We start from the raw sequence: 10,663 nt of genomic DNA on the forward strand, positions 1-10,663 counted from the left end.
ATTCGAGGAATCGTTAAATTTAAAAAAAGATCACATCGGCATCTCAGCTTAGTCGAAAACATAGGTCGATTCAAACTGCTAGGACGAGTGTTTATGGATCTTGTGCTCCAGATATGTCGGAACTCGGCCCCCTCTTCGCTTCGAAAAGACTTTCGGATCATTTATTCTACGACCATCAGACTTTGCCTTCAGAAATACTAGTGGGCTGAGTTGCAACGCTAGTGGTTTGCTTGGGTAAATAGTTACCAATTCAAGCTGCTCGTTATCTACTGTATCAAATCACTTCAATTCATAAACGAAATCACAATACTTTAGAGTTGATTCTCGATGGGATGCAATGATAACAGTCTGATTATTTAATCTAGACACTGCTCTCATAACTTCCTCTTCAAGGCATTCGTCTAATGCAGATGTTCCCTCGTCCAACACCAAGATATCCGGAGAATCATACACTGCCCTCGCTAGACCCACGCGTTGGCACTGTCCCCCAGAAAGAAAAATTCCGTTTTCACCAAGATTGGTGTCTTCGCCATGACTTAACCCTGCAATCATATCTGCTATTTGAGCTACCGATATAGCATGCTTCATTTTCTCTTGATTATAGTCTCGAAAGAAAGCAATATTTTCCTTCAGGGTTGCATTCAACAAAAATACTTTTTGCGGAAGATATCCGAAACGAAGCTTTACCTCGCTAAGTTGTTCCGTCGTTCCATCTCCATGCTCCACATCGAGTCTTCCGTCGCTGGGCACAAGAAGACCCGTCAACAGATTTAACAGTGTACTTTTGCCTATTCCGGAAGGGCCCTTTAAACCGACGATAGCTCCGCAAGGAATCTCAACGTTTATTTTCTTCAAAATTTCTTTTCCATTCTCATAGGAAAAAGACAGATCACGACATACAATTTTGCTGCCCTGATTAAATCTGCCTGTAGTACGTGTATCTTTGTCTTGATCATTTACGGCATGCGACTTGCTTTGTTTGTCTTCCTTTAGTATCCCTTGAATCTTCTCATAGAAACCTCCATCCATTCGATCCAAAACCGAGGAATTGGCATACAAAGAAGATAAATAACCATTTATTCTGGTCACTCCTGGCATAACTCTAATTAAAATCAAGGCTAGAATGGCCATTTTCGACATGACGCCCTCGGATGAGCCATTCGTTACATAAACAGCAAGAAACGCCATCAACATACAAGCCACTGTAATCAATTCAATCAGATGTCTAGGCAACGTGGAATAGACAGTCTGCTTTACTTCTAAGGTTACATTCTCCTCAATATACCCTTCATAGAGATGCTCCACTGCGTCTTTTGCGTTATACAATTTTACTTCCTTGATCCCATTTATGGCCTCTCTTGTAACTGCACTCATTCGGTCAAAGCTGTGATTGGAACGTTTTCCGGTATCTCGCACTTTAGTATAAATAAACCGATGAAACAGGATCATGATAAGAACATACACCAGAATCAAAGCCGCCGATATATTGACATTTAGGACGCACATGTAAGCCAAAAGCATGAGAATGACTACAGCTTCTGCAATAAATTCCAGCATATTCTGTATACTCAGAAAGATAGAACCCGTATATTTGTTAATATTATTAATAAGAACCGACGAATCTTCATCAGTGAAGGATTGATAATCTTGATCCAGGTACATGCGCAACAATGACTTGCTTGTATTCTTATAATTGTTAACGATATATTTGCGCTTTACAATTCCTAACCCATATACAAACACGTTTTTTACTAGAAAACATATAAAAACAATTCCCGCAAAAAAAGCAACTTTGCTTATACTCTCATAATCCCCATCTAGAATTGCAGCAACAAAGGGAAAAATAAGTGAAATGCTTGCGGTCTCTAACACTGCACCTATCACATAGAAAAAGACAAGCACGCAAAATTGAACCTGTCGCTTTCGACCAAACAGGTTCCATAATGTATGTAAATTCACTCCGAGTGATTTATTCAAGGCAAGTCGCCGCTTTCTTTCTTGCCATCATGACCGTAGTTTGCATTAAGGTCTTCTTAAATGTAGCAGTAATATTGTCCACTTCTTTGCGATAGTACTCTTGATCACATTCACAATAGGGCAAAATACTTAAATACATTTGCTTGATATCTTCTATCCGTTTCATAGTCTCCGTGAAACTACGCTTCGTACTGGAATGGCCGCTACTTCTCCTGCAATATACATGCAGCTCCTCGTTGAGATAAGCACACTTGCTTCTGCTCGCGATTGGAAGTAGCAACTGCGGATTCTGATCCACAGTGGATGCCGGAATCTGACGATTCGGATAACAGGCAAACAAGGCTTCCGTTCGCACCATAAATCGACCCGCAAGCTCCAAGATACGCTCATGGAACAAGTCATCAAATATATCGGCCAAGAACGGCTGATTTTCTTTTTCTCTAAACATAATCGGATTCTCTGTCTCATCTTTGATCAAGCCATTGCTTCGCACCATATTGACATCAAGATGAGCAAGAAGACACTCCACCATCTTATCAATACTATCCTCTGTCCAGTAGTCATCCGCATCGCACCAGGTTAACAGTTCGCCATGGACCCTCGGAAGTGCCAGGTTTACAGCAGCCACCTGTCCTGCATGGTTCTGGGATAGAACTTGCACCGATATACCTTTTGCTTCCATTATAACTGCTCTCTCTATAAGGACCGAGAATGAATCATCGTTAGACCCATCATCTACCAAGATAAGTTCCAAGGGCGCATAGGTCTGGTTTTCTACGGAATCTAAGAAGGTGTTTAAATAAGGCATAGCATTATAGACTGGCACTATTATGGATACTAACGGTTCCATCCCTTTGACATCCTTTTTCTTAAAATAGCTGCATAATTTTTCATTTCTTCTTCACGGTTTAAACGTCCTGTATTGGTCATATGAAGGCGTCGTCTTAACGTTACTTGATTGATTTCCCGAACCACGGCTCCTGTTTCCTTCAAATTCATCATCCACTCTACAGTTTCTCCGCTTGAAAGATTTTCATCGAAGTATCCGCTCCGATCAAAGACCGATTTTTTGATAAGCGCACAGCCCGGCAATACACCGCCATAACCGTGTTCTCTTACCTTCAGTCTGATCCTTTGTTCATTCGATAACTCTGGCGAAACAAAATCTTTTGCCTTTCCATATATAACATCACAGTTCGAAACCTCTTCCATGGCAGTAAAAAGATTGTCCAATGCATCCTGCGACAAAACATCATCTGCATCCAGAAACAATACATAATCCCCACAGGCCATCTTGAGTCCGACATTCCTTGCCTTTGCTGCACCACCATGTTCCACCGAGATCACACGATCACCCAAACTCTGGGCTTTGGCGAAGGAATTATCTTCTGAATGATCATCCACAATAATAATTTCCTTCTCTCCATTCCAGGTCTGGTTCGATATCGATTCCACTGCTTCTTCTAAATAATGTCCCGCATTGTATACAGGCATAATAATGGATAGCTTCACTGTATTAATCCTCTTCTTTTAGCTTAGGCCATCCCATATCTGCTTCCACATCATGTACGGGGTCTGCCAACAGAAGATCTTGAACCTCTGCGAATTCATTCAATTCAAGGCTGTAATCTCCATCAACTACGACAAAATCGCCCAGTGATTCCTGGCTGTAAGGTTGATCATCTGAAATTAAAATTTCCTTTTCCGTAAGCGCAGCAATAAACTGCTCTACACGCTGATCAATGTCCACTACACAGTCTTCATTATTTTTGATTGTATCGACAATCTGCTTCGGTGCCTTTCCCTGCATCAACGTATCTAAAACCATCGATCCAAGAGCACTTGCTCCATAATACATTCCAGTAACAAAATTGATTACAATGGCCTGCCCGTCAGCAATATCATAAAACATCTTCTCTTCGTTTAATTTATACATGTTAAAGTCCCTCCATAAAATTTTGCAATACGGTTACATTCTTCTTAAGGTCTTTACTTAAACTGAACTCATAAACTGGCAAATCCTTCAGTCTGTCTATCATTCTCTTAACCATTTCTGTATCTCTCCGTCCGCCAATCTGGCTTACGCTGGAATGAACCAATTTTACCAATACCGAACCTCGGTCTGTCGGCACAATCATTGGCTCGCTTCCCTCTGTAACATTTGGACACAAAATAGCTTTAATCGGTAATTCTTCTTGAAAAGGATAGGCGGATGCATCAAAGAACTTCTTCCCGTTTCGCTTTTCCTCTGTCTTGATAACAGGCATGTCCGGTTTTAAAATCTGAACCATATCCGAATTCAATCCAACCATTGTATAGAGTGGCAGTGCATTTCGTTCTCCCACTTCACGCATCATAACATAATCATCTGCCACAAAATCTAACCCCTCAAGCAAGCAACTCACCGATAAAGTTGACTTCCCAGCACCGCCCCGAGCACTTATCAATACCCCTTTATGATTAAATCCTACTGCAGCAGAATGCAGAATCAATAAGTTCTCCTGCTCCGCCCAAAAATAAAAACATCTTATAAGTGGATGTCCCAGCATGCAATCATCATAATCAGTGCCTGCTTGTCTGCAGAAATAATAGGTCTTGCTGATGTAGTCGGCACCCTCCATCTCCGTACTTCTAGTTACCTTGATGCATCCCGTTGTATCCTTTCCCTGATATACATCGGTTATTGCTCCTTCTGGCAGCGGCTTATCGCGAAACGAATCGGGAATATAGTTATTAACATCATCCGTATAGCACCAGATCACTGCATCCGGCACTACGCACTGCTCTTTTGAAAGTACTCTTCCCAGAAGAGATGATCGAATTAATGAAACCTCTATGTCATCCCAATATCGAATTTCAAGAATCTTACCTGCTAATCCGATTTGCAAGCTCTTATAGAGAATCCCGTTTTTCTTCAAAATTCGTTTGTTAACGTTTTCAAAGAAAGTGGAAATTGTAGCTTTTTCATTACCCATCCATTATTCTCTCTTTTCTCGCATAGTATCTGTTCCAATTAACGAAGTCGTAACCGTGAAAGATATTTCTGATACAACAGCACTGGTCGATTAAAATGATAATGTACTGCAACATATCTTGCAAAACACATTCCAGATCTTAATTTCTTTAATTCGTGAGAATAATACCTGTACTCCTTCCATAAGGGTTGGTATTTTATTCTTAACTTTAATACCCACAGCGTGATTGATGTGTCTTTGTTCGCACTGCGTTCTTTCGCATATGACACTAGCATCTCATGATAATCCATTGCGTTTTTTAGCCATATGGCATACCCACTATCCACTGCAAATAAAATCTTTACATCCTCTAACGAAATGGTCTCTGGAAAACAAGCTGCAAATAATTTCATCATCAAGTGGACCCGATAGCTACAATGCAGTTCGTTCGCCCGCTTTGCAATTGCTACCCAATCCGTATCAGGCATCATTTTAAGCACCATTCTCGCATCATATAACCATTTCATTCGACGTTCTGGCATTTCATCCGTAAATATGCATCGGGACTGCGAATCTAATACATGTACAAACATGTCTATCGGTGACAATACTTTGAAATGACAGCCATTAACCTCTATCTGCTCAACTCTCTTCCAAATATCACTGCCCTTTTCAAGATTGTTCTTAAAGATAACATGATGAATATCAAACTCCGTCTTTCCCAACTTATAGGTAATTGAATGCTTAGCTTCTACTACATACTCCGCACCCATATCTTGAAAAATCGACACCACTTTTTCATATTGTTCACCCTCAAGCGCAAAGTCTAAATCATCCATCATTCTAGATACTCCCGGGGCAAAATGCAGACGCGTCGCGGCTCCCTTTAAAAGCAACGGGTATATATTCTTTTCATTCAACTTTTGTATACTCATAAAAAGCTTCTGCAGCATTAGTGCGTTCTGCACCTGATAATAGCGATAGATGCCTTTTAATTGCGGGATGACATGCTCCGGAAATCCCATCCAATCGACATGATACCCAAAATGAGCTAACATCAGCAGATAATTATGATTAGCCGAATCTATATTCAGACCTTGAAGCTGAACCTCTATTTCTTCTATAGTCACATGTTCCTTAAACAGGAGTGACAGCAACCTTTGCTCGAACGGAACAAGTAGCCGTTTCTGCAACTCTTTCTCTATCTCATTATTCATATCTATTCTTTTCATCCATTCCTCTTTGGTGGCTTTAATGTACCTCTGTCAATAGAGTAGACACAGTTAATCGAGAGAATCAGCTCGCTTTTCGATACATACGTTTGCATTCATTCGGAGTCTTGCTTACCGCTTTCATATATTCATATGGGGACAAGTCGTAGACCGTAAAGTCCGAATTGAATTTGGCCGAAGGACTCTGAAGTTACTCATACATATTAAGTTCACTACCGACTATAACTTTATAAATCTTTACTGTTTCCGCCAAAAGATAATGCCCAATCGCTGACGGGATTCTATTTGCGCTATATTTTTAATCGCTCCGGCATTCCATTTTTATTACTTTTGGAATTATAACAGAGTGTTATGAAAGAATAATGAAAGAAATGAACTTGTGGTTTGGTTCCTATGTACAGCCGCCTGAAACTGGAATGTTCTTTGGTCATCAGACCTTTCGCCCTATTTATGGTAAGGTTCTCCGTAACATCTTTAGAGCGAAATTTATAGACCTTTTTTTAGTGCTTTGTGAGATGTTCGATGTCACTAATTGTCCGGATAACGGCAAGAACAGAAAAGAGTCTGCTCCGAAGATTTCTCTTTTGAAACAGCCTCTTGGCCCATTTACTTATCCAAATGTCCCAGCAATTTCAGTATTACTGTTACTGCTTCTGCTCTTGTCGCAGATTGCTGCGGGTAGAATTTGTTTCCGCTTTTACCTTGTACAATATTTGCTTGTTGCACGAGCGCAATACTGCCCTTCGCCCATGCCGGAATGTCCCTGTCGTCGGCGAAACCTGTTGCGGTGTTCTGATTGACGGGTTGACCCAGAGCGACGGCAATCATCACGGCCATCTCGGCACGCGTCACCTCTGCATCAGGACGGAAGCTGCCGTCATTATAGCCTTTAATAATGTTAGCTTGTACCGCCCTTTTATTTCCTTATTCTATTCTATCATTTTAGATTAACCCTTATATAAAGCCTAAAGAAAACTTTAAGTTCGTGCTAGTAAATGGGAAATAGCGCTGAAGTCCGCATTCCACAGGATCTCTTGGACAGCGCTCTAATATAATGGTTTGATCTTCTGGAAATAAGATAGCCTTCTCCAACAGGATCTAGCCGTATCCATGGACTGGGATAAGAGTCGATTGCCACAACATATGACGAGGATGGAAAAACGCAGCGAAACGAAGGACACCCGAACGAGTGCCCTTCGTAATTAATGAAACAGTAATTAGAAACGGTCCATCCAGCGCACCACCAGCGTAGCCATCTGCGCTCGTGTCATCGGCGCAGAGGGATTAAATGTGGTTGCGCTTGTCCCGGTTAACAATCCCTTTTCCTTCACCACTTCGATCGCATCATCTCGGATATCTGCAAATGAAACGGTCGTCGCTACCGGAATATCACCCTCCGTTAAGAATCGCGCTAACATACTCGTCAGTTGACCCCGAGTGACGGGGGCATTAGGCCTGAATGTACCCTCTGGATAGCCTTGAATGTACGCTGCCAACAGCTTCTCTTTCGGGACTTCCAAAGCATAGACGAGGCTAAAGGTGGCCAAAGGGTTGGCTTCAAACTGCAATCCCTGCACACCTGCTTCAAGCCCCATGTTACGTCCTCGTTTGACTTCTGTTGTGCCGTCACTATACTCGATGTACACAACAAGTGAAGATGGTTGCCAAAAATGAGTGGCAGGCACACTCCTCAGAGTCATTTAAAAAATAGCGGCTAAGGGAATTGCTTCCCTTACGCCGCTATTATAACTTTTCGTAATCTTTAAAGTAAGAAGAGATCCACAACGTCTTGAATATCCTTTTTAGTAGACATGGGTGTTGCAAGTTGATTGTTTCTGGATTCCCAATAAGCCAATCTAAGCTCCTCTAAGATGGCATCTAAATTTGAGGAATTTACTCCAGTAATACCAGCACCCTCGAATACATCTAAGGTAGGGCTAGGTCCGCCTTCGGAAGGATTCAAGTAACTATAGATTGATTGTACCCACAGCACTTGAATGACCTCGCCAACAATGGTTTGAACTTGAGGTAATGTTCTTGGCAAAGGTGTCGAATCGTTTTCCAAATAGTATTGGACGGAGATTAGGTTAACTGCTGTGACTCCCGCTATTTCTGCATTGGCAAAAGTCGTCTCATCAATCCCGGTCCAATTACCGGATTCCGATGCAATATTGATGGAAGCAAGTTCCTCTTGTTTAACGTTATCGTTCAATACTGTATTGACAATGGCTTGAATTGTGGATACAGTCCATGGAGCCGTTCCGTTTGCGTCCATTGCGGATATGATGGCAGCTAAGTTTGACGCCGTGACACTTGTTATATCTGCATTGGCAAAGGTCGTCTCATTAATTCCAGTCCAATCACCGGATTCCGATGCTTCATTAATCAAATCCATGGCCGATTTTTTCACGATAATTGTGTATGACGTTGACATGATAGTACTATCGCGCATGCCATTTTGTACCGCAAGTGCTTTGATCGTTTTTGCGCTATTTACGATGATCGGAGCGCTATACACGAGACCATTCGTTCTCGTCGGCGTGCTGCCATCTGTTGTGTAATAGATTGTTGCACCACTCGTTGCCCTTGGCGATACTAGTGTACCCGACTCAAAAACGAGGATCAAGGTGCTGCTGCTAAAAAAAGATGGCTCCTGATTAACACAGAAGTCATCTTCGACAGTATTTCCCACACTTTATTGCACCAGTTTGACCAGTCCCTGGACCAGAACTTGAGGATCATAACTTCCAAAAAGATTGGAACTCATCGTAAATCCCTCGTTGAACGCAATAATTTGCATCGCCTTGTTATGCTTCGTATGCTGGTAGGAATCGACGAGTACCATAATCCAGTTGGGACAATCCTTAAGCATTTGCGCAAGTCCCTGTAGAGTTGCTGTCAGCACTTCTTCCAGCGATGCTTCAGACGGGTTGAATTGTTTGGGAATGTCCGTCCAGTCGCCGGTAATTTCCATTTGATGCTCAAGAATATGTTGAAACAGCTCTTCTTTACTATCGAAGTGATCGTAGAAAGCTCCCTTCGTCTGTCCGGTCAGTTCTACGATACCCCCCAGCGTTGTGGCTGCGTAGCCTTTTTCCGGAAAAACATTTCATCCCTGCTTCAATCAGTTATGTATAGGTAGCTTCTCTTTTTAACTGAAATTTATTTTTGTGCAAAATCATCGCTCCTATCCTAAAGGGCATCTCCTGGCAGGTAACAGCTTATAGGAGATGTCTTTTTCTTTAATTCTGCCGCATTCCCTACCCAGCTGCCGCTAATCGTAGAAAAATACACAATTTGAAGTGTACGGCTGCCGGATGCGGCGGTTAGATTTAAGTTGCCGAGACGGCGCGAGGTCGAGTATCCAGTCAAGTTCCGACCGGCCTGCTGTACTCGAAGGACCGATTAAAGGGGAGTGCAGGATGACGAAATTGAAGGTCGGAATGATCGGCGTAGGAGAAGTAGCCCAGATCATTCATTTGCCTATACTGGAATCGCTGCCGGAGCTTTACGAGATGGCGGCGTTCTGCGATATTTCACCGAAGCTGCTTGCGAAGATGGGAGAGAAGTACCGGGTTTCGAATCTATACGCCAACGCGACAGAGATGCTCGAACGGACGGAGCTGGATGCCGTATTCGTGCTCAATAATATGGAATACCATACCGACTGCACCGTGGCGGCTCTGCAAAGAAACATTCACGTATTCGTCGAGAAGCCGATGTGCGTGACCGAAGCGGAGGCTCATGCGATTATTCGGGCACGGGACGCCTCGGACGCCCAAGTGATGGTCGGCTATATGAGGAGGTTCGCGCCGGCCTATCTAAGGGCATTGGAAGAAGTCCGAACGCTCGGGCCGATCAATTATGCGAGGGTGCGCGATATCATCGGACCGAATGCGTACTTCACGAGCCAATCCGGCACCCGCGTATACCGGTACGACGATATCCCGGCCGAAGCCGTCCAAGACCGCAAGATGAGGAATGCCAGGCTCATGAAAGAAGCCATCGGCGAGCAATCCCCCGAGACTTACGCCGCATACGGCCTATTGCTCGGTTTGAACAGTCATGACGTCTCCGCGATGCGCGAGATGCTCGGTATGCCCAGAAGCGTGAAGGCGGTCGGGTCCTCGCACGGCGGAAGGTTCAAAACCGCGATTCTGGAATTCGACGGCTATAACGCCGTTTTCGAAACGGGCGTAGATCAGCAAGGGCGGTTCGACGCCCATATCGAAGTGTACGGCGAGAAAAAATCGGTTCTCGTCCAATACGATACGCCGTACTTGAGGCAATTGCCGACGACGCTGCGAATTAGGGAGACGATCGGAGACGCGCTGGAAGAGACGGTCATCCGCCCGACGTACAAGGACGCTTATACGTGCGAGCTCGAATATTTTCATCAAGTAGCCGCAACTGGGATACCTCCGAAGACGACGCCGGAAGACTATCTGAAGGATCTCGAGATATTCGGGATGATGATGGATACCATCAAATAGGGAAGTG

11 protein-coding genes and 2 pseudogenes are annotated in these 10,663 nt (G+C 43.4%); 1 reads left to right on the top strand and 12 read right to left on the bottom strand.

Annotated features, from left to right (window positions below):
- Positions 1–279: 279 nt before the first annotated feature.
- The 12 genes and pseudogenes from M1K58_RS14290 to M1K58_RS29685 form a co-directional block, all read right to left on the bottom strand.
- Entirely contained in the window at positions 280–1,977 is a 1,698-nt protein-coding gene (locus M1K58_RS14290; RefSeq protein ID WP_256759526.1) for an ATP-binding cassette domain-containing protein, read from the bottom strand.
- Positions 1,970–2,827 (bottom strand): glycosyltransferase family 2 protein, encoded by an 858-nt coding sequence (locus M1K58_RS14295; protein WP_256759527.1) that lies wholly within the window; start codon positions 2,825–2,827, stop codon positions 1,970–1,972. The genes M1K58_RS14290 and M1K58_RS14295 overlap by 8 nt, the downstream gene beginning before the upstream one ends.
- Positions 2,815–3,489, bottom strand: a complete 675-nt coding sequence (locus M1K58_RS14300) for a glycosyltransferase family 2 protein (RefSeq protein WP_256759528.1) — start codon at positions 3,487–3,489, stop codon at positions 2,815–2,817. Before M1K58_RS14300 ends, M1K58_RS14295 begins: the two co-directional genes overlap by 13 nt.
- Before the next feature lie 4 nt (positions 3,490–3,493).
- A complete protein-coding gene (locus tag M1K58_RS14305; protein ID WP_256759529.1) occupies positions 3,494–3,913 on the bottom strand; it encodes a hypothetical protein in 420 nt (139 codons plus the stop codon).
- Position 3,914: 1 nt separating this feature from the next.
- Positions 3,915–4,952, bottom strand: coding sequence for a phosphoenolpyruvate carboxykinase (ATP) (locus M1K58_RS14310; RefSeq protein ID WP_256759530.1), 1,038 nt, complete (start codon positions 4,950–4,952; stop codon positions 3,915–3,917).
- A 38-nt stretch (positions 4,953–4,990) separates the two neighbouring features.
- A complete protein-coding gene (locus M1K58_RS14315; RefSeq protein ID WP_256759531.1) occupies positions 4,991–6,163 on the bottom strand; it encodes a nucleotidyltransferase family protein in 1,173 nt (390 codons plus the stop codon).
- Positions 6,164–6,769: 606 nt separating this feature from the next.
- The gene (locus M1K58_RS14320; RefSeq protein ID WP_256759532.1) at positions 6,770–7,000 is read right to left on the bottom strand and encodes an S-layer homology domain-containing protein; all 231 of its coding nucleotides are present in this window, start codon (positions 6,998–7,000) and stop codon (positions 6,770–6,772) included.
- A gap of 6 nt (positions 7,001–7,006) precedes the next feature.
- A pseudogene (locus M1K58_RS29680) lies at positions 7,007–7,066 on the bottom strand (S-layer homology domain-containing protein); the annotation flags it as partial.
- A 314-nt stretch (positions 7,067–7,380) separates the two neighbouring features.
- Positions 7,381–7,848, bottom strand: coding sequence for an S-layer homology domain-containing protein (locus M1K58_RS14325; RefSeq protein ID WP_256759533.1), 468 nt, complete (start codon positions 7,846–7,848; stop codon positions 7,381–7,383).
- Positions 7,849–7,925: 77 nt separating this feature from the next.
- Positions 7,926–8,855, bottom strand: a complete 930-nt coding sequence (locus M1K58_RS14330; protein WP_256759534.1) for an FN3 associated domain-containing protein — start codon at positions 8,853–8,855, stop codon at positions 7,926–7,928.
- Between the two features lie 3 nt (positions 8,856–8,858).
- Positions 8,859–9,137, bottom strand: a complete 279-nt coding sequence (locus M1K58_RS14335; protein WP_256759535.1) for a hypothetical protein — start codon at positions 9,135–9,137, stop codon at positions 8,859–8,861.
- Between the two features lie 27 nt (positions 9,138–9,164).
- A pseudogene (locus M1K58_RS29685) lies at positions 9,165–9,257 on the bottom strand (TetR family transcriptional regulator); the annotation flags it as partial.
- A gap of 328 nt (positions 9,258–9,585) precedes the next feature.
- On the opposite strand from M1K58_RS29685, the gene M1K58_RS14340 reads away from it, so the two are divergent.
- Positions 9,586–10,656, top strand: a complete 1,071-nt coding sequence (locus M1K58_RS14340) for a Gfo/Idh/MocA family protein (protein ID WP_256759536.1) — start codon at positions 9,586–9,588, stop codon at positions 10,654–10,656.
- Positions 10,657–10,663 lie beyond the last annotated feature (7 nt).

This window comes from Cohnella sp. WQ 127256 (genome assembly GCF_024519285.1).
In the GTDB taxonomy this organism is placed as follows: domain Bacteria; phylum Bacillota; class Bacilli; order Paenibacillales; family Paenibacillaceae; genus Cohnella.

Excerpts from the sequence above, each read along its gene's own strand:
- M1K58_RS14295 (WP_256759527.1), bottom strand. The coding sequence starts at position 2,827 with ATGGAACCGTTAGTATCCATAATAGTGCCAGTCTATAATGCTATGCCT.
- M1K58_RS14305 (WP_256759529.1), bottom strand. The coding sequence starts at position 3,913 with ATGTATAAATTAAACGAAGAGAAGATGTTTTATGATATTGCTGACGGG.
- M1K58_RS14310 (WP_256759530.1), bottom strand. The coding sequence starts at position 4,952 with ATGGGTAATGAAAAAGCTACAATTTCCACTTTCTTTGAAAACGTTAAC.
- M1K58_RS14315 (WP_256759531.1), bottom strand. The coding sequence starts at position 6,163 with ATGAAAAGAATAGATATGAATAATGAGATAGAGAAAGAGTTGCAGAAA.
- M1K58_RS14320 (WP_256759532.1), bottom strand. The coding sequence starts at position 7,000 with ATGGCCGTGATGATTGCCGTCGCTCTGGGTCAACCCGTCAATCAGAAC.
- M1K58_RS14335 (WP_256759535.1), bottom strand. The coding sequence starts at position 9,137 with ATGGAAATTACCGGCGACTGGACGGACATTCCCAAACAATTCAACCCG.
- M1K58_RS14340 (WP_256759536.1), top strand. The coding sequence starts at position 9,586 with ATGACGAAATTGAAGGTCGGAATGATCGGCGTAGGAGAAGTAGCCCAG.